The organism is Microbulbifer elongatus (genome assembly GCF_020524885.1).
Classification (GTDB): Bacteria; Pseudomonadota; Gammaproteobacteria; order Pseudomonadales; family Cellvibrionaceae; genus Microbulbifer; species Microbulbifer elongatus_A.
Genome location: NZ_JAIVKJ010000003.1, coordinates 107501 through 131700, shown reverse-complemented (window position 1 = coordinate 131700; position 24200 = coordinate 107501). Strand labels below are relative to the sequence as shown.

Here is a 24200-nt window from a genome sequence, read left to right as displayed (position 1 = left end):
ACATATGGACAACAAAAAGGGAGTGGTACCGAACCGGCTACCACTCCCTTTTCATTTGAGTAACGCTCTTCGCTGAACGAGCATCAGCTCTGATTCATCGTCAGAACCACTTTGCCTCGTGCGCGACGCTCACCAATCATGGTGAATGCCTGCAGGAAGTCTTCGAGAGGGTAGACCTCCGTAGTCAATGGTTGCAGGCGCCCTTTCTGCACAAACTCAAGCAACTCGCTGAAGTTTTGCATATTGCCCTTGGGGTCCCGCGCGGCCCAGCCGCCCCAATAAATCCCAAGAATATCGCCCGCTTTCAGTAGCGGCAGGTTCAATGGCAGTTTCGGAATATCGCCTGCGGCAAAGCCGATCACCAGATAGCGCCCACCCCACGCAATGGAGCGATACGCCTGCTCGGTGAATTTTCCCCCGACCGGATCGTAAATCACATCCGCGCCCTTGCCATCGGTCAATTCGCGGATTCGGTCCTTGAGGTTTTCCGTGCTGTAGTTGATGGTTTCATCGGCCCCAAGATCGCGACAGAAAGCGAGCTTTTCATCGGTGGACGCACAAGCGATCACCCGCGCCCCCATCAACTTACCCAGCTGAATAGCGGTTACCCCTACTCCACCGGCAGCGCCAAGCACCACCAGCGTCTCTCCCTCATTCAGCCGCGCACGTTGTTTGAACGCATAGTAAGAGGTGGCATAAGTGATACAGAAACCCGCCGCCTGCGGGAAATCCAGCTCCGCAGGCATCGGCATCAACAGCTTGTAATCCACGTTTACCAATTCGGCAAACGCCGCGAGGCCGGGCATGGCAATCACACGGTCCCCTACGCTATAGCCTTTCACGGCATCGCCTACTTCACGAATGATACCGGCGCACTCGCCACCGGCGACAAAAGGTAGCTCCGGCTTCACCTGGTACTTGCCCTGTACCATCAAGCCGTCGGGAAAGTTCACTCCGGCAGCGTGTACCTCAAGGCGCACCTCGTTGGGTTTCAGTGCCGGCAATTCCCAGTCCTGGACTTTAAGGTTTTCCACCGGGCCAAAGGCCTCGCAGACCAGTGCTCGCATTTCTTTCTCCCGATTGTTTTTTGTTTTTATCAACGGCTACGCCACTTCGAATAGACCAGCTGCACCCATGCCACCGCCCACACACATAGTAACCACCACGTATCTGACCCCGCGACGTTTACCCTCCAGCAGAGCGTGCCCAACCATACGCGCACCGCTCATGCCATACGGATGACCGATGGAGATGGCACCGCCGTTAACGTTGAGCTTTTCGTTGTCGATGCCAAGCTTGTCGCGACAGTACAGTACCTGTACTGCAAATGCTTCGTTCAGCTCCCACAAGCCGATATCGTCCATGGAAAGACCAGTGCGATCCAGCAGCTTGGGAATGGCAACTACCGGCCCGATGCCCATTTCATCGGGCTCACAACCAGCCACAGCCATACCGCGATAAACACCCAGCGGATTCAGATTGCGCTGCTCCGCCAGCTTGCTGTCCATCAGCACCATGGCCACGGCGCCGTCGGAGAGCTGGGAAGCGTTGCCTGCGGTAATCACACCGTTGTCGCGGACGGGTTTCAGGCCGCGCAAACCATCAATGGTGGTAGACGGGCGATTGCCTTCATCCAGAGAGAGGGTGACCTCCTCCTCCGATTGCTCACCGGTCTCCTTGTTCACCACGATCTTGCGTGTGGTAACCGGGATAATTTCACCGGCAAACAATCCGGCTTTTTGGGCCGCCGCTGTACGCATCTGGGATTGCAGTGCATATTCGTCCTGCAATTCACGGCTGATGCCATAGCGTTTGGCTACGACTTCCGCGGTATCTATCATCGGCATATACATCGCCGGGTGCATCTCCAGCAGGGCCGGGTCTGCGGCGCGGAAATTGTTCATATGCTGGTTCTGTACCAGAGAGATGGATTCCATCCCCCCGGCCACCGTCACCGGCGCACCGTCGTGCACAATCTGCTTGGCCGCCGTGGCTACCGCCATCAAACCGGAGGAGCACTGGCGATCGATAGTCATGCCCGCCACGGTAGTCGGCAAGCCTGCACGCAAGGCTACCTGACGGGCAACGTTCTGGCCCGTACTACCTTGCTGCAGGGCGACACCAAATACACAGTCATCCACTTCCGAATGTTCGATACCGGCACGCTCCACAGCAGCGCGCACCGCGTAAGCACCGAGGCTGGCACCTTCCAGGTTGTTAAAGGCACCGCGGTAGGCTTTGCCGATCGGCGTGCGCGCAGTGGAAACAATAACTGCTTCTTTCATCTTGTTTCTCCAAGTTCCTTTTGTTCAGCCGAGCTTGACGCCCAAGCCCTGGGCCGCCTTCTGGATAAATTTCACAGTCTGGTTCAGGCCGCCCACAAGCTCCTGCTGACCGGCTTCGTCGGCAATGGCATCCAGATTGGCCAGTACGTTTTCCGCTGTCTGCTGCTCTGGCGACAGGTAAATGCCTTCGGTCTCCACAATACGCGCCTTGGCAAAGCCCCCGGCACCCGCACAGAGAATAAAGCGGTTGGGCGCATCATCGGCCACCAATGCAATAAGCCCAGCGGTCACCGACTCCGGCGTTAACAATTCCAGCGCTTTGGGGTCGGGGATAATGTCCTCCGTCATACGGGTCGCCGCAGTCGGAGACAGGCAATTCACCTTGATACCGTATTTTTCGCCTTCGAGGTGCAGGGTGTTCATCAGGCCCACCACGCCGGTCTTGGCCGCGCCATAGTTGGACTGGCCGAAATTGCCGTAAAGGCCGGAAGAAGACGTTGTCATGACTATGCGACCGTAATTCTGCTCGCGCATGATTTCCCATACTGCCTTGGTGCAGTTCACGGTGCCCATCAAATGTACATCGACCACCAACTTGAAGTCGTCCATGGGTGCCTTGGCGAAGGATTTGTCACGTAGAATGCCGGCGTTGTTCACCAGTATATCCACGCGTCCCCAGCGCTCGGCGGCGGTCTTTACCATGTCATGCACCTGCTGGTAGTCGGTGACGTTGGCGCCATTGGCCATTGCTTCACCACCGGCCGCTTCAATTTCTGCCACCACAGATTCCGCTGCCGTCAGGGAACTGCCTGAGCCGTCGCGCGCACCGCCCAGGTCGTTGACCACGACCTTGGCACCACGACGCGCCAATTCCAGTGCATGAGATCGGCCTAGGCCATTGCCGGCACCGGTGACAATGGCCACCTTGCCCTCGAAGGAAATAGTCATGGTTCTCTCCGTTAACGCTTGCTATCTAGGGAAGTTATTTAATAGAAATCAAATGAACTGCATCACCAGCCACTCAGCGATCAGCGCCGGTTTCTCCTGGCCTTCAATTTCAATGGTTACTTCCAGCTTCAGTTGAAATTGACCTGGGTTTTTCTCGATCACGTCCAGCACCTTGGCGTGGGGGCGAACGCGCTGGTTTACTTTGACTGGGCTAATAAAACGCACCTTATCCAGACCATAGTTCACACCCATTTTTACGCCTTCCATCACGACTTCCAGCTGCTCAGCAAAATGGGACAGCAAAGAAAGCGTAAGGAAACCGTGGGCGATGGTACTGCCGAAAGGAGACTTGGCCGCGGCTTCCGGATCCACATGAATAAACTGGTGGTCCAGGGTGCAATCAGCAAATGCACTGATGCGCTCCTGATCGATCAGGAGCCAGTCGGATGCCCGGGCTTCACTGCCTATGGCCGCTTTATAATCGGTAGGGGAAATCAGGATTGGCATGGGAGCTCCTTCTCAGATTACGATCTGAGGTTAATTTTCCGAAAATCAGTAGGCTGATACACCGCCATCTACTGCCAGTGTTTGTCCGGTAACGTAAGTAAGCGCCGGCGAACACAGCATCAACATGGCACTGACCACCTCCTCCGGTTTACCAAGCCGTTTCATCGGGCAACCGGCAGCAAAGATCGCATGTATCTGCTCAACGGTGGCGCCTTCGGGCGCTTCGATATCGGTGATCATTGGCGTGAGGGTGTAAAAGGGGCAGATCGCATTGACCCGTACATTGTGACGGGCGTACTCGACTGCGGCCGTGCGGGTCAAGCCGACCACCGAGTGCTTGGCGGCCGAATAGGGTGAGGCTTTGGGAGCACCGCCGACCCCAGCCATGGAGCTTACATTCAGAATTACACCGCTGCCCTGATTACGCATCACCTTAAGCTGGTGCTTCATTCCAAAGAAAACGCCTTTGACGTTTACCCGGTGCTGCAGGTCAAAGGTCTCCTCGTCGACCTCTTCAAAATACTGCATCGGTGGCGCGATCCCGGCATTGTTGATCGCAATATCCAGGCTACCAAAGTTTTCCCTCGCCAACGCAACCATGGCGGCACAATCGGTTTCTGACGACACATCGCACGCGACCGCCTGGACTTCTACACCTTCGGCTGTGAGTTTCTCCACTACCGACTCAAGTCCTTCCTCGTTGATGTCACCGAGCACCAGACGCGCGCCGCGACGGCCAAGTTCCTCGGCGATCAGAGCGCCGAACCCACTGGCGGCGCCGGTGATCAGAGCAACCTTGCCGGTAAAGTCCAGCATCGGATCGCGCTGGGAATGATCATTGATCGACTGCACCATGATCACAGCCCCCCACAAGACGTCAAGCCACCGTCAACGACAACACACTCGCCGTTGGTGTAGCTGCCCGCATCGGAAACCAGGTACAAAACCGTACCGGCCATTTCTTCCGGTTCGGCGTGGCGGTGCATGGGAATGTGGCTGATCGCGGTGTTGTAAATTTCCTCATGGCTGAACAGGGCGCCGGCAAACTTGGTTTTGGTCAGCCCCGGCAGTAAGGCGTTGACACGAATATTGAACTGCGCACATTCCTTGGCAAAAGCCTTGGTCATATTCACCACCGCGGCCTTCGTTATGGAATAAATGCCCTGCCCTGCACCCGGGTGCAATGCATTGATGGACGCGGTATTGACGATGCAGCCACCGCCGGATTCCCGCATCAGCTTGCCGGCTTCCACAGACATGAAAAAATAGCCGCGGATATTCACCGCCACCGTCTTTTCGAAGGCACCGAGGTCGGTGTCGAGAATATGACCGAAGTACGGATTGGTCGCTGCGTTGTTTACCAGGATATCCAGCTTGCCGTATTGGGCGCGGATGTGGGCAAATACCTGTTCAATATCTTCCATGTTGCCGATATGACAAGGCAGCGCTTCCGCCTTGCCACCGGCTTCGTTGATCCCATTTGCTACTGCCTGGCAGCCATCGATTTTTCGGCTGGAAACCAGAACATGGGCGCCCTGTTCCGCCAGCAACTTCGCAATCGCTTCACCAATACCGCGGCTGGCCCCGGTTACCAGAGCAATTTTTCCGTCCAGATCAAACAGCTTGGTCGCCATACTTTTCTCCCAACAGTCGTTGTAACTTTCGTTTGTTTTCGTTTTCGGACTTAACCCTCGGTTTCGATCACATCCAGCGCCATCATTGCCAGAGGTTCAACCAGGGCACCGAGCCTGGCGGCATTCTTGCTCGACGCATTGCCATCGTGAGCACGCTTGGCAACCCCCTGGATAATGGCGGCAAGACGGAAGAAACTGAACCCGAGATAGAAGGCCCAATTACTGATCCGATCAATACCCATACGCTCGCAGTAGCGCGCTACATAGTCCTTCTCAGAAGGAATACCAAGGCTTTTACGATCCACGTTCATCAGGCCAGATATATTGCCGCTGTCCGCGGGCATACGCAGCTGCATACACTGGTAGGCCAGATCCGCAAACGGGTGCCCGAGTGTAGAGAGCTCCCAGTCCAGCACGGCAATCGCCCGCGATTCCCTGGGGTGAAACATGATGTTGTCGAGACGGTAATCACCGTGCACCAGAGAAATGCGACCGTCGTCTTCCGGTAAATGGTCACCCAACCACTGAATCAGCTTATCCATAGCAGGAATACTGTGTAGCTCTGAGGCCCGGTATTGCCCCTGCCAGCGACCAAACTGGCGCTCGAAGTAATTGCCCGGCCGCCCGTAATCCCCAAGCCCCGCGGCTTCAACATCGATACTGTGCAACGCGGCCAGCACCCGGTTCATTTCCTCATAGAACGCACTGCGCTGAGCATTATTGAGTTCAGGAAGTGCCGCGTCCCAGAAAATGCGGCCTTCGCAGTACTCCATCAAATAGAACATGGAGCCAATGACGTCGCGGTCTTCACACAGGTGCAGCACCTTTGGCACAGGTACTTCGCTGCCCGCCAGCGCCCGCATCACGCGGAATTCGCGATCCACCGCATGGGCGGACTTCAGCAGCTTGCCGGGCGGTTGCCGGCGCAACACGTAAGTGCCAGCACCAGTCTGCAATTTGAAGGTAGGGTTGGACTGACCTCCGGAAAACTTGCTGGCGGAAATGGGGCCGGTAAAACCCGGCAGTTTCTGTTTCAGGTATTCCTGAAGCCGATCAGTATCCAGCTGATCTACGGAAGCCTGGGACGATTTCGACCTGGATTCTACTTCTGACATTCAGCCCTCCTCGCCCGCAAGCGCTGCGTATGCAGCAGCGAGATTGCGCCCCAGCTGCATCATATGCACCTGATCAGGCCCATCGGCCAGGCGGATGGTGCGCGCATAACTGTAAGCCCGCGCCAGGTGGAAATCCTGGCCGAGGCCTGCGGCACCGTGAATCTGGATAGCGCGGTCAATTACATTGCAGGCCATTTGCGGAGCCACCACCTTGATCATGGCGATCAGATCCCGCGCAGCCTTGTTACCGAGGCGATCCATCTGATCCGCGGCTTTCAGGGTGAGCAGACGCGCCTGCTCAATTTCACACGCGGACTTTGCAATGTCTTCGCGCACAGATCCCTGCTTGATCATGGGGCGCCCGAACACCACCCGGCGTTCCGCGCGCACCGACATCATTTCCAGCGCGCGCTGGGCCTGTCCGATAAGACGCATACAGTGGTGAATACGACCTGGGCCAAGACGCCCCTGAGCGATTTCAAATCCACGCCCCTCCCCCAGAATCAGGTTTTCTTTCGGCACACGCACATTTTCGAAAACGATTTCCGCGTGGCCTTCTGGTGCATCGTCGTAACCGAACACGGTCATCGGACGGATGACTTTAACTCCCGGAGTATTCATCGGTACGAGAATCTGGGACTGCTGGCGGTAGCGATCTTCACTTTCCGGTGCAGTTTTTCCCATCACGATCATAATTTCGCAGCGCTTGTTCATGGCGCCACTGATATAGAACTTGTGGCCGTTGATCACGTAGTCGTCACCATCGCGCACAATTTCGGTTTCGATATTGGTAGCATCGCTGGAGGCGACCTTGGGCTCGGTCATGGCGAAGGCAGAGCGGATGTCCCCTTCCAGCAGCGGTTTCAGCCAGCGCTGCTTCTGCTCTTCCGATCCATATTGTGCAAGCACTTCCATATTGCCGGTGTCCGGCGCACTGCAGTTAAAGACCTCAGAGGAAAATCCTACCCGCCCCATTTCCTCGGCCAGGGGTGCGTATTCAAGGTTCGTCAGACCCGCACCCCACTGGTTGTCCGGTAGAAACAGGTTCCACAGGCCCGCGTCTTTTGCCTTGCGTTTCAGAGCCTCCATGACGGGCGGCTCGCCCCAGGGGTCCTGCTCTAGTTGCTCGTAATAGGTCTGCTCTGCGGGAATGACTTCTTCTGTCATAAACGCCCTCAGACGTTGCAGCAGCCCCTGTACTTTTTCGGAATATTCAAAATTCATTGACGACTCTTTCTCGTTATTTTCTGCGGTGTTAATCGCCCGGTCAGCTATAGGTAATAAACTGGCGGCGCAGCCTGTTATCCAGATGAGGCACATGGTTGAAACTGTGCAGCGTCAAGCCACTGCGACCGGCAAAGAAATGGCTGACGGCGGTGTTTTTTATCTGCATGTTCAACTGAGTGACACTGTGCGTGGGCGCGCCCAGTACCTGCCGTACCATCATCGCGATGGCTCCGCCGGAGCTCACCACCAGGGTTTTGCCTCCGCGCGCGCCGGCGGCAAGCACACCGAGAACTTCCTCAATCCGCTGTTCGAACTGCTGCCAGCTCTCCGTCCCGTCGATCTCACCGCTGGACCAGGCATGCATGGCCAGTTTCAGAAACCGGTAGTAGTCGGCACGCTCGGCACCGGGTGCTGGTGCGGATGCCGGCTCCTTTTCCCCGTATGCCTGCATAACTTTCTTGAAGTCGAACTCGTTCAGTTGCGGTAACTCTTCCACCCGGTGCCGGTCCAGGCCGAGCCCTTCGCAGATACCTTCGGCGGTTTCCCGGTGTCGCTGCAGATCACCGCTGACAATGTGGTCGAACTGGTGTCCGTCCTCACCCCAGTGTTCCCCGAGCCAGCGCGCCTGCTGCCAGCCGAGCTCCGAAAGCTTGTCGTAGTTGTCACTACCAAATGACGCCTGACCGTGGCGTACAACAAAAATTTCTGGCACTGCCTCTCTCCCCCTGGTTGGCACAGTAAACGATGAGTTAGCGCTTTCGAATTACGTCCCGGGTTATTCACCCAAAACTGCTGGGGGATAAAACTAGCGATTCCGCTTGGATCATCAAAGTTTATTATGTAAATATCCCATTATTCACAGTAGTGATGATGAGTGGTGATTTTGGGGCGGCACAAATGGCTGTGAGAATCCCGGGGAGGCGCTGACCGTGCAACTGCAGCAAATCGATATGAACCTGTTTCCGGTGCTGGATGCGATCTATGCCACCCGTAACCTCACCCGCGCGGCTGAACGGCTGCATATCACCCAGCCGGCGGTGAGCAACGCGCTGGCGCGATTGCGCAGGGCGCTGGATGACCAGCTGTTCATCCGTACCCCGAGCGGCATGAGTCCCACCCCGCTGACCGAACGCATCATGCCGCGGGTTCAGCAGGCGCTGTCGCTACTGGGCAGCAGTGTGACTGAGCACCATCAGTTCGAGCCTGCCACGGCGCAGAAGACCCTGCGAGTATCCATGAACGACATGGCAGAAACGCTGGTCCTGCCCCAGCTACTGGAGCACCTGCAGCGGGTAGCCTCGGGGATCAGCGTGGAATCCTGGTATGTACCGCGTGACCAGCTGGCAAAAGAGCTGGCCGCCAACAGCCTGGATTTCGCGCTGGACGTGCCGATGATTTCCGCCACCCAGCTGAACCAACACCGCCTCTCCGCAGACCGCTACCAGTGCATGCTGCGCCCGGACCACCCGCTGGCAGGGGAAACCAGCCTGACGCTGGAGCAGTATCTGGATCTGGAGCATATCCATGTCTCAAGTCGCCGCAGCGGCCCCGGTATTGCCGATATGGCCCTCAACAAACTTGGGCGCCGACGCAAGGTGAAACTGCGAGTTCAGCACTACCGGGTCGCGCCCTTGGTGGTCCTCAAAACGGACCTGGCGCTGACGGTGCCGGTCAGCCTCGCCCGCCAGTATCCCGCGCGTTGTTTCGAACTACCCTTCCAGATACCGCAGATGGACTGGCACCTGTTATGGCACCGCAGTCAGGACGAAGATGGCGCGCACACCTGGCTACGACAGCAGATCATTTCACTCTTTGGATAAGGATTCGGTCGGATTGGTCAATGTCAGCAGGTTGCGAGGCTTGCTATCCTTGAGTCATATCTATGCAACTTTTTGCATATGCCATATCTAAAAGTGACAATATAGGCCCCGTCGACACACAAGAGTCGGACAAAAAGAGAATGACCACCATGACAAACGCCTACCCCAACCTGCTGGCGCCCCTGGACCTGGGCTTCACCACTCTGAAGAACCGCGTTCTGATGGGTTCCATGCATACCAACCTGGAAGAGCACCCCGGTGGTTTTGACCGCCTGGCAGCCTTCTACCGTGAGCGCGCCCGCGGTGGTGTGGGCTTGATCGTCACCGGCGGTATCGCACCCAATGAGGAAGGCGGGGTATTCCAGGGCTCGTCAAAAATGACCACCGCGGAAGAAGCTTCCGAGCACCGCGCGATCACCGACGCGGTGCACAGCGAAGGCGGCAAAATTTGCATGCAGATCCTGCACGCGGGCCGCTATGCGTATAACCCCAACCTGGTTGCGCCCTCCGCTATTCAGGCACCGATCAATCCCTTCACCCCAAAAGCTTTGAGCGACCAGGAAGTCGAGCAACAAATCGACGACTACGTGCGCTGTGCCACCCTGGCGAAAGAAGCGGGCTACGATGGTGTGGAGGTGATGGGGTCCGAAGGCTACTTCATCAACCAGTTTATTGTTGCCCGCACCAACCACCGGGACGACCGCTGGGGCGGGAGCTTTGAAAACCGCACCCGATTGCCTCTTGAAATCGTGCGTCGTATTCGCGAGGCCGTCGGCGAGGACTTCATCATTATCTATCGCCTGTCCATGCTGGATCTGGTGGAGGGCGGCAGCGACTTTGACGAGGTGGTTGCCCTCGGTCAGGCAATCGAAAAGGCCGGAGCCAACATCATCAACACCGGTATCGGCTGGCACGAAGCGCGTGTTCCCACCATCGCCACCAGCGTGCCGCGGGCGGCGTTTGCGGATATCACCGCCAAGGTAAAACAGCACCTTACAGTGCCGGTGGTCACCAGCAACCGCATCAATATGCCGCAGGTAGGTGAGGACGTGCTGTCCGCAGGCAAGGCCGATATGGTTTCCATGGCGCGCCCCTTCCTCGCGGATGCAGAATTCGTCAACAAGGCCGCTGAAAACCGGGCGGATGAAATCAATACCTGTATCGGCTGCAACCAGGCCTGCCTGGACCATACCTTTGAATTGAAGCTGACCTCCTGCCTGGTAAACCCCCGCGCATGCCACGAAACCGAGCTGAACTACCTGCCGGTGGAAAGCGCGAAAAAAATCGCTGTTGTGGGCGCAGGCCCCGCGGGACTCGCCGCATCTACCGTGGCCGCAGAGCGGGGTCACCAGGTCACCCTGTTCGAGGCTCGCGACAAGGTAGGTGGACAGTTCAATATTGCCAAACAGATCCCTGGCAAGGCGGAATTTGAAGAAACCCTGCGTTACTTCACGCGCAAGCTGGAACTGACCGGTGTGGAGGTACGTTTGAACACAGTCGCCACGGAAGACAACCTGGCAGAGTTTGATGAAGTCATCATCGCCACCGGCATCTCCCCGCGCCAGCCACCCATTGAGGGTATCGAACACGCCAAAGTGCTCACTTATCTCGATGTACTGAGAGACAAAAAACCCGTGGGCAAGAACGTTGCCATTATCGGCGCCGGCGGTATCGGCTTCGATGTGGCGGAGTACCTGACCCACAGTGAGGATCACGCCAACGAACTGATCGCCAGTAACAAGGAAGAGTTCTTTGAAGAATGGGGCGTGGATATCAAGCTCGAACACCGCGCCGGCCTCAAGCCGCAACAGCCGGTAACAAGCCCCCGACAAATCTTCCTGCTGCAGCGCAAAACCTCCAAAGTGGGCGCGGGTCTGGGCAAAACCACCGGCTGGATCCACCGCACCAGCCTCAAGCACCGTCAGGTGCAGAATCTGGCCGGCGTAACCTATGAAAAAATTGACGATCAGGGCCTGCATATTCGTCTGGGAGACGAACAGAAGGTGCTGGAAGTCGACAACGTAATCATCTGCGCCGGTCAGGAACCATTGCGCGCGCTGCATGATCAGTTGCAGGCTCGAGGCCAAACCAGCCACCTGATTGGTGGGGCGTTTGAGGCCGCAGAGCTGGATGCCAAGCGCGCCATCGACCAGGGCTCGCGCCTGGCGGCGACCCTGTAATCCCGCCGATAAAAATTTGTTTCCTTGCTTGTGATCACGGGCGGCTCACCAAGAGCCGCCCGTGGCGCAGATTTTACGGGCCTTCAGCCATTTTTTCGCCGCTGCCAACCCGGCAGAAATTCGTCGCCGAACTATACTTGTAGCTACGGATTCGTCTGCCAGGGAAGTGCGCCGATCCGACTATTCCAATGCCAAAACGCGCATAAAACCCGCCTTCCCTGCTCGTCAAAATAACGACCGACAGGAAAGTAGAAGCGCCATGGCCACCTCCAATCCACTGTCTGATCTGTTTTCTCGCGCACGCCCTGTCGTAATAGGAAAACTGCAAAACCTGACGCCTCCCTACACCCTGTTTTTTTCCGTCAGCGACGGCAAACAGCGGGCAAAGGTATGCCATGCAAGTGGACAAGACCTGAACTCCCTGTGGCTCAAACTAACCAATCAGTCACGAAAATTACTGAACAGTGCGAAAATGCAAGGCCATTGGCTACGGATCGACTGGGTAACTGACAGCGAGCCCATGACTTGGGCAACATTGCTCGACCGGTTTAAAAACACCAAGCGTGGATATTTCCGCTACGGCCTAGCCCTCGACCGCCAACGCAAGGTTGCCTTCCTGGAACAGGAGCTGAATGGCAATGCCATGCTCTATGGCGGCAACAAGATTGCTCACGTTGTGATCAACGAGAGCAAATTTCGCGATTACACCGATCGTCGATTTGGCCCCAAGACATCGTTAAATTTTAACGATGAAGGCACTGTAGATGTCCTCCACACGGAAGGACTTTTCCTCGACAGAAAAACTAGCCCACAGCCACTCTACGGGCCGGGGCGGAATGCAGGGCGTCGTGTCATCGAAGAACTGGATGAACCGACAGCCTTCCACTTGGTAGACACAAGCAGCCGCTACCTGGCGTCCCAGGTACTGAAAAATGGCCGCTTTGAGTACGGGTGGCATTGCTGCTTCGACCGCGCCATTGGCACCTACAATACCCTGCGTCACGCCAGCTCCACCTACGCCATGATCGAAGGCTGGGAAGTAACCCGGGACGAGTCCACCAAACGCGCTATCGACCGGGCGCTTTCACACCTGACTGAAAATCTGATCAAGAGGGCACGGCTCCCCTCCGGTAAGGAAGCAGCTTTCCTAGTAGAGGCCAACGGCGAAATAAAACTCGGAGGTAACGCGGTCTGCCTGTTGGCACTGGTGAAATATTGCGAGCTAACCGGTAGTGAACACTACGGGGAATTGATGGAAAAGCTGGCACTGGGTATTCGGTACATGCAAAACCGAGCCAACGGAAAATTTGTGCACGTTTTACAGTACCCGGAACTCACACTCAAGGAGGAGTTCCGCATTATCTACTACGACGGTGAAGCGGCTTTCGGCCTAATGCGGCTGTATGGATTTACTAAGGACGAGCGTTGGCTGAATATTGTCGAGAAGGCCTTCGAGTATTTTATTGCCAATAACCACTGGCAGGCCCACGACCACTGGCTGAGCTACTGTGTCAACGAGCTGACCCTTTATCGGCCCGAAGCGCGCTACTACCAGTTTGGCATCCAGAACGTAGTCGGGCACCTGGATTTTATTATCGAACGTATCACCACCTTTCCCACCCTACTGGAATTGATGATGGCTGCGGAGCGTATGGTAACTCGCCTGCGCCAGGAGACAGCCTTTTCATACCTGCTGGAGCAGTTGGATCTGCCCAAATTCTATCGTGCGCTGCACACACGAGCCATGTATCTGTTAAATGGCTACTTCTGGCCTGAATACGCCATGTACTTTCAGAACCCCGAAAAAATTGTCGGAAGCTTTTACATTCGCCATCACGCCTTTCGTGTGCGTATTGACGATGTAGAGCACTACCTTTCTGGATTTGTGGCCTACAGGAAATATCTCTCAGAAAGTAGAGTGAAAACCTCGCCGAAAAAAATCGAAAAAATATTAGAGGCTGAAAATAAAACAAAGGAAATAATGTTTGCCAAAGTAAAAAATTTCCACGTTGACATAAAACAATTACAACAGCAATTTGCAAATCAAATATCCAGAGAGCCGTCAACCCCCTACCGGGATAACAATATTGAATATGTTGGCTGGGCCGTTACCAGCAGAGATGGATCATTAACCGATGGGATTAAGCGCATATCCAAAAAGGAGAAAAACAACAAACGCGGAACAGAGGAAACCAACATCTGTAACGGTTACCTCAATGAGGTGATGCAATCACTAAAAAGTAAAGATATCCAGCCATACCGGGCAAGAATTATGCAACTGAAAAGCAATGGCGAAGAAATGCCATTTCATACGGATGCAAAGGAAGAAACGTGGAGGCTACATATCCCCATCAACACCAATTCAGAATCATATTTTGAGTGGCGCCGAGAAGATGGAAGCATAGAAAGTGTACACTTACCTGCGGATGGGTCCGCGTGGTTAGTTAGGGTAGATCTGGAACACAGGGCAACTAACTTGGACCCAAAAAATACAAATCGAGTTCACCTACTCATGGGGCTAAATAAGCTACCTCAGCTCGAGCAGATTCAACCTATCTTATTGGTTAACAGAAAAGAAACTGCCGAGACACCATGATCTATCGAAAACTGAAATTACGAGTGTGTAAAACTTATGATTCAGCTAAGACAAAAGTGAATTCATCCTCCCTCTATCTAGAGCGCTTTAAACTTTGTTGATATTGTTTACACACAGAAATATCTGTACACGATTTACCCGGGTGCGCGCTCAAAAGCAAACCATTGACGCGACGTAACTGCTTATTTTTCACCCGCTTTCCAGCAGATCTGTCCACGAGATGAACAAGTACTAGATCGTACTCCGGAAACACATAGAGGCGTTGCCCTCCGTTTCCTGCCGCATAATATCCATAATCCTTCACTTGCCATGTATAACCATATCCAAACCGGGGATTACTTTTATCCCATGCATGGGATACGCTGGTACTTTCGGCGATCCAACGCTTAGAAACAACAGTATCTCCCAACCACTTCCCGCCCCTCAAGTAGAGTAGACCCACTCTCGCCAGGTCGAGAGCTGACATCTTGAACAGATAGGCAGGATGCTGTGATTTATCGCGTTCATATCGATACTCGGTATCCTCTAACGAAAATGATTCCATTCCGACGGCATCGGCAACTCTCGCCTTAAAAGCCTCAAAAAAATCCTGCGAACTGCTCAGCTTGAATACTGTTACCAGTGTATTGAAGTCCCAGTTGTTGTAAAACCATTCTTCGCCAGGCCTCGCGGAGCCACGAACGGGCCGTTCCTCACGCATTCTCCGAGTCTCAAATGCAGCAGCGTGATAAACACCTGAGCGTGATGTTAGCAAATCCTTGACCGACGCCGTCTTCTCTGAATCGGTCAGAGGTGGGCTATCATCTACATCCAAATCTCTGAGAATTTGGCCAACTGTTAGCCGGCCTCCATCAATTTCCGTACCTATCATGAGGCTCATCAAACTTTTTCTTACCGAATAGAGCTGATACTTCTTATCTATTTCTCCAAAGCTGTAGATAACGACACCCCGATATACTATTACCGCAGCACCGGTGCCCATTTGGGAATGCATCTTCCTGATCTCTGCCAAGTGAACATCACTCCATTTAGCAATTTCAGGATCATGCAGCTGATACCAGCGCTTTCCGGGATAATAGTATTTCGAGTCATCATAATTTACTAATGACTCAGTCACTGAGCCCGCTTCTGAACCCACTGCTGAACTCGTAAAAATTGCCATCGAAATGAGTGCAAAAAGCAGACCAGCAAAAATTAGTATCGCCATACGACTCGGATTCAATCGATCAGACCTCTAATAATCAACTGTAGAGAAAAATTATGTCTGCGAAAAACATATACGAAGGGGAAGACACGGATTCTATTCCGACAAGCTGTTCATATAAATCTATCAAAAATGCATGCGACGTATCACCGAATCAACAACAAGACTGCTTACATCAATCGGTTCACCAAAATCAGGATACTGGTGACCACTAAGACCTGGACGCGTGTTTGCTTCCACGACGATGTAGTTTTCCTCTGTTGGCCTAGCAGCATGATCCCTTGCCAAAATATCTACCCCGCAAATGTCCAGCCCAGGAATAGCCAGCGCGATCGATTCGGCAACCTGCATCATTTCAGGGTGTACCTGATTGGTTATGTTTTGTGCATCACCACCAGTTGAAATCCCTGCCTTCCAATCTAATAAAACCCTCTCCCCACGCCGCGGTACACTATCAAGCCCAAAACCCAGGCCAGCCAGTAGGTTCTTTCGGTGCTCATCGATTATTGCTTCGGTATTGCGCCGGCTGGGATTAAGCCTCAATAGTAATTTGTTGCGTTTGTCATTGAGCTCCTGTATTGAACTCACCCCATCACCGGTCACAGATGGCGGTATCCTAGAATGTACCGCGACACACTTTCCGTCAATCACGCAGTACCTTGCTTCGACGCCATTCTCAAAGCACTTTTCCACCAAGACCTGTGAGTGTGTGGACGCGACGGCAGATCGCCACGCATCATCAAAGTTCTTTGGCGTAACACCAACTGCTACGCCCTGCCCCTTATTTCCGTCAGCCGGCTTTAGTACTGCAACTCCCAGCTCTTTCACCATTTCTAGCGCGGCGGAACGGTCTTGCGAGCTGAATGCAGCACCCACCGCGGTATTTACACCAATTCGCTCAAACAAAGACCTCGCAACCCGCTTGTCCTTAAGTATCCTGTAGGCAAGAAGAGAAGTATTTGTAGTTTCCGTCTCGAGCAAGTGACAGTATCTCCCCTTGTACTCAACTTGGAGAACACGCCCAATTCGTTTAACTGAACATCCCTTGCTCTTAAAGATCTTTCGAAAAAGTTGGTTTTGTGTAAGATATTCACTTCCTGAAAAATCGTTTCTTGTTAGCTCAGACATATGAATTCACCTTTTCAACTACGCTTCGCGTACCCGCCTTCCAATGTAAACGTATTGTAAAAAACAGTGTCGAACTCGAGTTAGATATGTTTAATCACGTGCTTGTGATAACCCTCAATCAATTTAGGTTAAGTTGATCGCAAAGAAATAACCGTATTGATCCTTCGAAAAAAATATATCTGCCAGTTCCTGATCATGGGCGGCATCCAAGATGTAACGGATTACTGATTGAAACTGATTTTCGGTAACAAAATCGGGTAAATAGTTCGTCTTTAGGTTGTTCGATTGTATTGGGTATAGCTTGAGCAGAATCCTTTCGTCTCGCTCTCTCGGTAAACATAACTGGGAAATTAGTCCAAATGGAAGAACATCACTTCTCGAAAAACGTCCCGGAGAGTTAAAAACAAAGTTTCCGAGACTGTAACAAACCCAAACACCACGACAACGAGAGACCTGCTGCAAGGCATGAGATCCATGACCTAAAATCAAGTTAGCGCCGGCCTCGACAATTTTTAGGGCGATCCGCCGCTGCTTGTCTTTAACGTGCGCATAGTTACTCCCCCAATGGGGAAACGCCACTATAAATGCCTGTGGAAATTGCGCTCTAAGCGCACTTATCTGGTCATATGCTTGTTGAGCTGACCAGCAGTTCACACCAGGGCTTTTATCAGTCGCGTAATAGCCCCATTCAACATGATTGGCTCTATACTCAAAGCCAGAAACAAATATGATGTGTTCAAAACGTGAGCCATTGTCTGGGTATATATGTTGTACCGCCAGTGCCTCTTCTGAGCTTCTTCCGGCCCCAAAGCGGCCGATACCAGCACCATCAAGGTACTCCATTGTGTCGATCAGGCCATGCTCACCGAAATCCATAGCATGGTTATTTGAGAGGCATACTGAATCTACAGAAAGCTCGCCAAGTACTTTTATCGCTTCATTCGGATCAGTCCAATCCAAATAGGGTTTTATCCCAGACAAACAAGAATCCCTGCTTTGTGTAATGCTAACTTCCAGATTTAAGACACGATAATTTGAATTCGAGAACATGCTTCGAAAATTTTCAAAGCTATATGCATGCCCATTCTCTGCAAGAATATTCCGCTTACCTCTCTGTGATTGACGCTCTTGATAGCTATCCCCGGGATTTGTATCGCCACAAATAGTTATCACATATTTGTCACAGAATCGCCCGTCGTCACCAGAACCAAGCTCCGACTTATATCGAAGCTTTTCTCCTGCAACTCTCGGCAAATCGGCCAACCCCAATTGCGCTAGTCGAATATGACTAGGGAATAATCTGGTACCAATTAGCTGTAACTGACCAGAAACGCAAAGGCCATAATCTAGAGACCTGACTCCACTCGCATCCAAAATATCGAGCAGCACTCCGGCAGACTTCATCAGCTTTTGTTTTATATCACTTGATTCAATTCTTCGCGCTACCGCCCTTAAAGATGCACTGCTTTCCTGCCTTTCTTGAACAATCTTGTAGCACGCAACCGGTTCGGAACCCACAGCAAAAACTCGATAGTGACCCTCAAACTTGACATAGGGCTCCATGACCAGAGGCTCTTTCCAGTCGCCCGAAAAATATGACTTTGCGAATTCCAGAAAAGCATCAATAGTCTCTACTATGGGGCGTCGAGAGTAGCGTCGTTTCGTTGGGTGTTTGAGTACCCAAGGAAAACGCATGCCAAGATTTTCGTGTCGCAATGAATGGAGCGCTTCAATGGAGGGGCAGATTAGCAAGTCTCCAGAGATCCCAGCCTCTACCAAATCAAGAGTAGAGCCGAGCACACCACCTATGCTTACACCACCAGGGTACTCCCCTGCCGACGGGCATCCCCCGTGCTGCAAGGCGCGCATGAGAAGTTTCGATTCGAGGGATTCGTCAAGGCAAAACGCAATACTCGCCTTCGTATCTAGGCGCTCGTTTGCGTGTACATGTAGACGACGATCTTTCGAGCAGTAGTAGTACCACACCCTCTCGGGACGTACCCAAACAGTACGCTCATACGAGTCCAGGAGCTGCGACACGTAGTCGGCTGTCTTGGCATCGAACTTACTCGCGGCAACTAGCGCAACAGCCTGATCCATCAGCGGCCACCTCCATTCCCTAAAATATGCTTCCGTAACAGCCAACTCTAGAACTCTATTGGCTTGCCGCAGGGGCCTCTTGAGATACCTTCCGACCATTTCCAACGGAGAGAAACTTCCCCACCAAACAACTTTCTACCCTATTAATCCGGATTCAACGCCAGGTCTTTTTCAAAGACAGACTGTGACTCACCCGACACTAATCTCGCGTAGTGTAAAAACGACGAGATGTTATGCTGAATGTAGTCAATTCTTACTTCCCTATCCCTTCGATCACCGCCACCCCGTACGAAACCGCCATCCTCCAGGGAAAACTGCAATTGCTCGACCAGATTTGCCTCTACACGTTTTCTCGCTGCTCCGGCAAGTTCAGTATTTTGGGCGCTCCCATGATCCATTCTCAGAAAGGCGAGTAAACCTTCAGAGCGACAGGCCGTCGGTGTACTGCGACTCCATCCAATATACTTAGGATCAACAATTATCTCATGAGCAATTTTGGCAGCATGATCATAAATGTGTGGGGAATTATCGTGGCGCTGGAGCTTCTCCAATGAATACAACATCCAATGAGAGTGCTCCTTGACCCCATAATCTTGCTTGGCCAATTCGATCTCAACCGACCTTACCTGCTGCAAAATTTTGCTGTCTCCTGTTATCTCGTAACAAGAAATCAATGCCAGTAAAGCTTCACCCACATAATACTCGGAACGGAACGTCGAAATTTTTCCAGACCTGTAATATCGCTTGTGTACGAAGTCTCCATACTCACCTCTTTGATCAAGCATAAAGTGACAGAGCCTTTCTGCTACAGCGAGCAAAAAGCTATCATCCGTCAGCTTATAGACTTCTAGTAATGCAAGTGCTGACAACGCATTTCCGCCAAGCTTTATCTTGTTTTCCTCGCAAATACATGCGCCACGTACATGCCGGTAAAATCGAAGATAGTCGTTCAGCAAAAACGCGGTGGCTCGCTCCACCGCGGAAAGTAATAGCGGATCTCGAGTCGTCCCAAAGACGTCCAGCATTGCCCAGATTGTTCCGGCGTGGCGAAGGACGTTGTAGCCGGTCTGGTCTTTATCAGACTCCGAGTCGTAACGGTACCGGAAACGTCCATCCTTCCGTGTAAGCGCTGCCAAACGCAATGCACCAGATTGCGCAACAGAGAGCGCGTCAAAGCTGACAGTCATGAAAAGTACCACCTAAATGCATTGAAACTTCAGCGCTTCGGCTCGACAAGCGAGAGAATTACACTGGTGCGATCATCTGGATTAGGCAACCCTGCTGGATTGAACCAGCGATCGAGCAAAAGATACGGCCCTTTATCACCGTCCATCACCGCACCAACATTTTGCCAGCGGGTTTTCTGTCGTCCGTCACGATCAGAATAGGTTCCAAGTGGTATTTCTACATCATACATTTTCCTAGCCATAGATCACTCCTTGTGACTAAATTAGGCCGTTTTTCAAATCAATCTATCAGAGAAGATTCGCCACACCTGACGATCACTCAGCGTTCTCGTAGCGCCTCTCCCGCCTGGTTAATTGGCTTCACCAGATAGTCAAAAATTGTTTTTGAACCGGTTTTCACATCCACCGTAGCCACCATGCCCGGCACAATGGGAAATTCCTTGCCGGCCTGGTTTATGAGGGCATGGGAATCAGTCAAAATCATTACGTGGTAGTAATATTCGTTGGGGTTGATTTCATCTTTTATGGTATCCGGAGAGATAATGGTTACCTTGCCATCCAGACCACCGTACACCGAATAGTCATATGCGGTAATTTTGACTTTTGCCTTTTGCCCGGGGTGTATGTAAGCGATATCTCGCGGAGATATTTTCGCCTCTATCAGCAGACGGTCATCCAGTGGAACTATTTCCATCAAGCGGCCATTGGGCGGGATCACACCGCCAATGGTGGTGACTGAAATATCCTTAACGATACCGCGCACTGGCGACTTAAGTGTTAACCGGGTCAGGGAATCGGCACGCCCCTCAATAATCGAGGTAAGCGCTTCCACTTCTGCGCTCACGCCTGCCAATTCCTCACGCGCGCGCACCATGTATTCGGACCGCATCTCTTTTATTTTTAGTTCCAACTCAGACTTTTGGCGACTGAGACGCAATACTTCTACATTACTGGCTGCACCCGAGCTCACTAACTCCCTGGTAATATTCAATTCACGCTGTACTAACTCCAGCGCTTCTTGCACACTGCTAACATTGTCCAGGAGACCCTTCTGGCGCGTTTGGTAGAGTTGACGCTCTTTTGCGATCAAGTCTTTGTGTGCATGTAGCTCTTTCGGGAACTTCAGCTCCGAGCCATTGACCTCAGCGCTTAGGCGAGCGGAGCTGGCCAGCGCCGCCCGGTAGCGCGCTTCGCTTTCCTCAACATTCGACCGGACCTTTGTCGGGTCCAGTTGAGCCAGAACCTCACCCTGCTTGACAATATCGCCCTCCTTTACCCGGAGCTCTGCGAGGATCCCGCCCTCAAGGGATTGGATAACCTGTGCGCGTGAAGTTGGAATAACCTTGCCGCTACCTCTTGACACTTCATCCACTTTGGCAAAATACGACCACGTCATGAGGCACGCCAGCAATACAAAAAATACCCAGATAACCCGCGAAGACTTGGTCAGGCGGGCGTCATCAAATTCCTCACTGAAGTGCGCACCGGCATTTTGAAAATCCGCCTCTAGAATCGCGACGCTGCTGGCGCTATGCTCACGATCACTAATGCGACTGATCGCCGTAGAGGCAGATTCATCTTCAGTTGTCGTTGATAGCTGATTCACATCCCTGGCTTGCCAGGGCAGTCGGAACTTTTTCATCAGGTCACCTTCTCGGTACTACGCGCGGCGCGTCCAGAAGCCTGTGCAAGTTGCTCCAGGGCAATGGCTTTTGGCGCATCGAGCACTATTCCACCATTCTCCACTACGAGAATTCGATCCACGAGCTTCAGCGTACTACTGCGATGGGTAGCGAGAACGAGCGTGCGATTAGCCACCCATTTTTGTAGTTTCGCGATAAACCGCTTTTCTGTCACGTCGTCGAGGGAAGCGGTAGGTTCATCCAGTAGAACGACACTCGGATCACGAATAAAGAGGCGCGCCAGTAGCAGAGATTGACGTTGCCCTCCCGATAGCCCCAGACCACCCTCAAGCACCATATGATCCAGCCCTTTGGATAGCTTGCGGATAAATTCCAGCGCACCCGACATATCCAACGCAGCGATAATTTCCCGATCCGTGGCACCCGGCGCACCGAGCGTGACGTTTTCCCGTAACGTCCCATGGAACAGGCTCGAATTCTGTGTAAGCAGCCCGATATCACGCCGGGTGTCCGCTGGGTCGATATGCGCCAGATTCACACCTTCCAGGTGTATCTCTCCGCTGCTTGCCTCCAGAACTCCGGAAAGCCCCTGCAGCAGCGTCGATTTCCCTGCGCCATTACGGCCCAGTATCGCGATTTTCTCGCCAGCCCGGATTTCAAGATTGGCTACTGTAAGCGCGGGCAATGCACATTCACCGCCATATTTGAACACCGCCTGATTCAACGAGTAATTCCCTGGGATATTTGCCATGTGGACTCGTTTGGTGCCCGGAGGATGGTCCACAGGTGACTGCATAATTTTGTCCAGCCCCTTAAGCGCAAACTTGGCTTGTTGCCAACGGCTCAACACCTGCGTGATCTGTGACATGGGTGCCATCATTCGGGAACCGAGAATGGAAGCCGCCACCAGGGAACCAGTTGTCATGTCACCGGACATCACCATCGGCGCGCCAAGTAAAACGATGACGGCAAACACGGATGACTGTACATTGTGCGTCCAGGTCGTCAGCTTCCCGACAAGATGACGTAACTTGAGATTTGCTTCGGAAGTTACGGCGTTGTAGTGATTCCACTGCTGCTGAAACCGCTGCTCTGCCTGTAGTGCCTTAATATCCTCCATTCCCTGAATGGTCTCCACCAGCATTGCATTGCGCAAAGAGGATTCACGTATGGATTCCCCAGCCAGCCTGGCGAGCTTTCCCTGCGCCAGTAGTCCGGGAATCAAAAGGAGTGCCAGCGCCGCCAGTGGCACCAATGCGAGCGGGCCGGCCACATACCACATAACACCCAGGAACAGGAAAAAGAATGGCATGTCTGCCATTGCCAGAATGGTGGTGGAGGTCACCATTTCCCGCACGCGCTCCAGTTCCCTAATCTGTGAGATGAATGCACCAGTGGATTTAGGCTTGGCGCTATTGCGCAAACGCACCGCATGACCGTACACCAGATCCGAGACCCGGATATCCGCGCGCTTGCCCAAGAGGTCGGTAATTCTGGCCCGCTTCACCCGCATGATGAAATCGAACAGTACCGCAATCATCACGCCACTGAAGAGGACATACAGTGTTGGGGTAGATTCTGCAGGAATAACACGGTCATAAACCTGCTTGGAAAAGAGGATCCCAGCGAGTGCCAGCACATTGGCAACCGTGGTAGCGACCATTACGTGGCTATAGGGCTTAAGGTCGCGCAGAATAATTGAACGGAACCAATGTTTTTCCGTGGGCTTGATATAGTCATCGACTCTGACATCGGCTACATTGTGCGACGGTCTAAGCACGACAACCGATACGACCTGTTGCGCTAGGTCCTCCGACTTAACGGAGCTCGTCGCCCCCTCATCGCCACTGAACGCTACAGCGGCCTGGCCTTTGCCATCGACGGCTTGGACAACCCCCACCTGTCCGCCCCGCAACTGTACCACCAGCGGTAAACGCCACGGAGAAAGCATACTGAGATTGAAGTCGGTAAACCGCGCAACCAGACCTGCCTGCCGCGCCATACTCCTGACTACAGCCTCGACGTTATCGTCTGCCCCCCACTGGGAAGCGATTCGCACATTCTCCGCCGAAAACTCCAGTCGATAATGTTTTGCTACTGCCAATACGGCGGCAAGCCAGGGAGCAAAATCTGCTTTCAGTTCCTGCGAGTCACCCATAATTTTCAACTCCATTTGCTATGGGCCAGGAAACGATGAATACATGATTCACCGCAACCATCAAGGCAATACTTCTACTCCCTGAATGGGACGGCCATCCAGATTGAACGCACTGCGCATTTCACCTACCGTGTACAGGCAGTCCACGTGCAGACTATAAAGATCAAAGCGTGTATTGTTTTTTTCCGTTCTCGCTTGATTCAGTTCCTCTTCCGAGTTGAGGAGTTCCACAAGTGTCCGGGTACCCAGGGAGGAGTACTGCTTTCGATATAGATTGCGGGTTTCTGAGATTGCACTCAGCCGCGCATCAAGGATAGAGATGTTACGTTGCAGTCCGATACTCTGGCTTTGCGCAATCCTCAAGTCTCGCGCGACCGTAAGCCGGGCACTATCTTTCGCCGCATCGGCCGAGCGCATAGCAAAGCTCGCGGCCTCTTTACTGGCAGAGATACGTCCACCCTGATAAAT

General features: G+C 53.1%; 20 protein-coding genes (1 of these 20 cut by a window edge). 3 read left to right on the top strand and 17 right to left on the bottom strand.

What is annotated here, in order from left to right:
• Positions 1-83 precede the first annotated feature (83 nt).
• From LC059_RS12615 to LC059_RS12575, 9 genes are read right to left on the bottom strand one after another with little or no spacing between them, the layout of a single operon-like run.
• A complete protein-coding gene (locus LC059_RS12615) occupies positions 84-1067 on the bottom strand; it encodes an NADPH:quinone oxidoreductase family protein (protein ID WP_226704226.1) in 984 nt (327 codons plus the stop codon).
• Positions 1068-1103: 36 nt separating this feature from the next.
• Positions 1104-2285, bottom strand: coding sequence for an acetyl-CoA C-acyltransferase (locus LC059_RS12610; RefSeq protein ID WP_226704225.1), 1182 nt, complete (start codon positions 2283-2285; stop codon positions 1104-1106).
• A 24-nt stretch (positions 2286-2309) separates the two neighbouring features.
• Entirely contained in the window at positions 2310-3233 is a 924-nt protein-coding gene (locus LC059_RS12605) for an SDR family NAD(P)-dependent oxidoreductase (RefSeq protein ID WP_226704224.1), read from the bottom strand.
• A gap of 48 nt (positions 3234-3281) precedes the next feature.
• Positions 3282-3740: a MaoC family dehydratase gene (locus LC059_RS12600; RefSeq protein ID WP_226704223.1), complete on the bottom strand. Its 459-nt coding sequence runs from the start codon at positions 3738-3740 to the stop codon at positions 3282-3284.
• A gap of 45 nt (positions 3741-3785) precedes the next feature.
• On the bottom strand, positions 3786-4595 hold the full coding sequence (locus LC059_RS12595; protein ID WP_226704222.1) for an SDR family NAD(P)-dependent oxidoreductase: 810 nt from the start codon (positions 4593-4595) through the stop codon (positions 3786-3788).
• 2 nt (positions 4596-4597) lie between these two features.
• Entirely contained in the window at positions 4598-5374 is a 777-nt protein-coding gene (locus LC059_RS12590; protein ID WP_226704221.1) for an SDR family oxidoreductase, read from the bottom strand.
• 50 nt (positions 5375-5424) lie between these two features.
• Positions 5425-6489, bottom strand: coding sequence for a phosphotransferase (locus tag LC059_RS12585; RefSeq protein ID WP_226704220.1), 1065 nt, complete (start codon positions 6487-6489; stop codon positions 5425-5427).
• Positions 6490-7713, bottom strand: a complete 1224-nt coding sequence (locus tag LC059_RS12580) for an acyl-CoA dehydrogenase family protein (protein ID WP_226704219.1) — start codon at positions 7711-7713, stop codon at positions 6490-6492.
• A gap of 43 nt (positions 7714-7756) precedes the next feature.
• Positions 7757-8428 carry a histidine phosphatase family protein gene (locus LC059_RS12575; protein WP_226704218.1) on the bottom strand — a complete coding sequence of 224 codons (672 nt, stop codon included), beginning with the start codon at positions 8426-8428 and terminating at the stop codon, positions 7757-7759.
• Positions 8429-8645: 217 nt separating this feature from the next.
• Between LC059_RS12575 and LC059_RS12570 the strand changes: the two genes are divergently transcribed.
• The 3 genes from LC059_RS12570 (at position 8646) to LC059_RS12560 (ending at position 14312) form a co-directional block, all read left to right on the top strand.
• The gene (locus tag LC059_RS12570; protein WP_226704217.1) at positions 8646-9536 is read left to right on the top strand and encodes a LysR family transcriptional regulator; all 891 of its coding nucleotides are present in this window, start codon (positions 8646-8648) and stop codon (positions 9534-9536) included.
• A gap of 149 nt (positions 9537-9685) precedes the next feature.
• Positions 9686-11716 (top strand): NADPH-dependent 2,4-dienoyl-CoA reductase, encoded by a 2031-nt coding sequence (locus LC059_RS12565; RefSeq protein ID WP_226704579.1) that lies wholly within the window; start codon positions 9686-9688, stop codon positions 11714-11716.
• A 61-nt stretch (positions 11717-11777) separates the two neighbouring features.
• Positions 11778-14312, top strand: a complete 2535-nt coding sequence (locus LC059_RS12560) for a hypothetical protein (protein ID WP_226704216.1) — start codon at positions 11778-11780, stop codon at positions 14310-14312.
• Between the two features lie 73 nt (positions 14313-14385).
• Here LC059_RS12560 and LC059_RS12555 read toward each other — a convergent pair whose 3' ends face one another.
• The 8 genes from LC059_RS12555 to LC059_RS12520 all read right to left on the bottom strand — a co-directional run.
• On the bottom strand, positions 14386-15519 hold the full coding sequence (locus LC059_RS12555; RefSeq protein ID WP_226704215.1) for a serine hydrolase domain-containing protein: 1134 nt from the start codon (positions 15517-15519) through the stop codon (positions 14386-14388).
• Between the two features lie 123 nt (positions 15520-15642).
• Positions 15643-16644 carry a hypothetical protein gene (locus LC059_RS12550; protein WP_226704214.1) on the bottom strand — a complete coding sequence of 334 codons (1002 nt, stop codon included), beginning with the start codon at positions 16642-16644 and terminating at the stop codon, positions 15643-15645.
• A 123-nt stretch (positions 16645-16767) separates the two neighbouring features.
• The gene (locus LC059_RS12545) at positions 16768-18513 is read right to left on the bottom strand and encodes a CapA family protein (RefSeq protein ID WP_226704213.1); all 1746 of its coding nucleotides are present in this window, start codon (positions 18511-18513) and stop codon (positions 16768-16770) included.
• Between the two features lie 374 nt (positions 18514-18887).
• A complete protein-coding gene (locus LC059_RS12540; RefSeq protein WP_226704212.1) occupies positions 18888-19931 on the bottom strand; it encodes a hypothetical protein in 1044 nt (347 codons plus the stop codon).
• A 29-nt stretch (positions 19932-19960) separates the two neighbouring features.
• Positions 19961-20173: a hypothetical protein gene (locus LC059_RS12535; protein ID WP_226704211.1), complete on the bottom strand. Its 213-nt coding sequence runs from the start codon at positions 20171-20173 to the stop codon at positions 19961-19963.
• Between the two features lie 77 nt (positions 20174-20250).
• A complete protein-coding gene (locus LC059_RS12530; RefSeq protein ID WP_226704210.1) occupies positions 20251-21573 on the bottom strand; it encodes an HlyD family efflux transporter periplasmic adaptor subunit in 1323 nt (440 codons plus the stop codon).
• The gene (locus LC059_RS12525; protein WP_226704209.1) at positions 21573-23732 is read right to left on the bottom strand and encodes a type I secretion system permease/ATPase; all 2160 of its coding nucleotides are present in this window, start codon (positions 23730-23732) and stop codon (positions 21573-21575) included. Before LC059_RS12525 ends, LC059_RS12530 begins: the two co-directional genes overlap by 1 nt.
• Before the next feature lie 60 nt (positions 23733-23792).
• A protein-coding gene (locus tag LC059_RS12520; RefSeq protein ID WP_226704208.1) for a TolC family outer membrane protein crosses the window boundary here: on the bottom strand, positions 23793-24200 show its 3' end. The gene runs 1047 nt beyond the window's last position; the window shows 408 of its 1455 coding nt (coding positions 1048-1455); the start codon falls outside the window, past its right edge — the gene reads right to left on this strand; the stop codon is at positions 23793-23795.

Excerpts from the sequence above, each read along its gene's own strand:
- LC059_RS12545 (WP_226704213.1), bottom strand. The coding sequence starts at position 18,513 with ATGCGCGCCTTGCAGCACGGGGGATGCCCGTCGGCAGGGGAGTACCCT.
- LC059_RS12540 (WP_226704212.1), bottom strand. The coding sequence starts at position 19,931 with ATGACTGTCAGCTTTGACGCGCTCTCTGTTGCGCAATCTGGTGCATTG.
- LC059_RS12585 (WP_226704220.1), bottom strand. The coding sequence starts at position 6,489 with ATGTCAGAAGTAGAATCCAGGTCGAAATCGTCCCAGGCTTCCGTAGAT.
- LC059_RS12535 (WP_226704211.1), bottom strand. The coding sequence starts at position 20,173 with ATGGCTAGGAAAATGTATGATGTAGAAATACCACTTGGAACCTATTCT.
- LC059_RS12600 (WP_226704223.1), bottom strand. The coding sequence starts at position 3,740 with ATGCCAATCCTGATTTCCCCTACCGATTATAAAGCGGCCATAGGCAGT.
- LC059_RS12530 (WP_226704210.1), bottom strand. The coding sequence starts at position 21,573 with ATGAAAAAGTTCCGACTGCCCTGGCAAGCCAGGGATGTGAATCAGCTA.
- LC059_RS12555 (WP_226704215.1), bottom strand. The coding sequence starts at position 15,519 with ATGGCGATACTAATTTTTGCTGGTCTGCTTTTTGCACTCATTTCGATG.
- LC059_RS12595 (WP_226704222.1), bottom strand. The coding sequence starts at position 4,595 with ATGGTGCAGTCGATCAATGATCATTCCCAGCGCGATCCGATGCTGGAC.
- LC059_RS12550 (WP_226704214.1), bottom strand. The coding sequence starts at position 16,644 with ATGTCTGAGCTAACAAGAAACGATTTTTCAGGAAGTGAATATCTTACA.
- LC059_RS12565 (WP_226704579.1), top strand. The coding sequence starts at position 9,686 with ATGACAAACGCCTACCCCAACCTGCTGGCGCCCCTGGACCTGGGCTTC.
- LC059_RS12525 (WP_226704209.1), bottom strand. The coding sequence starts at position 23,732 with ATGGGTGACTCGCAGGAACTGAAAGCAGATTTTGCTCCCTGGCTTGCC.
- LC059_RS12615 (WP_226704226.1), bottom strand. The coding sequence starts at position 1,067 with ATGCGAGCACTGGTCTGCGAGGCCTTTGGCCCGGTGGAAAACCTTAAA.
- LC059_RS12610 (WP_226704225.1), bottom strand. The coding sequence starts at position 2,285 with ATGAAAGAAGCAGTTATTGTTTCCACTGCGCGCACGCCGATCGGCAAA.
- LC059_RS12590 (WP_226704221.1), bottom strand. The coding sequence starts at position 5,374 with ATGGCGACCAAGCTGTTTGATCTGGACGGAAAAATTGCTCTGGTAACC.
- LC059_RS12605 (WP_226704224.1), bottom strand. The coding sequence starts at position 3,233 with ATGACTATTTCCTTCGAGGGCAAGGTGGCCATTGTCACCGGTGCCGGC.
- LC059_RS12580 (WP_226704219.1), bottom strand. The coding sequence starts at position 7,713 with ATGAATTTTGAATATTCCGAAAAAGTACAGGGGCTGCTGCAACGTCTG.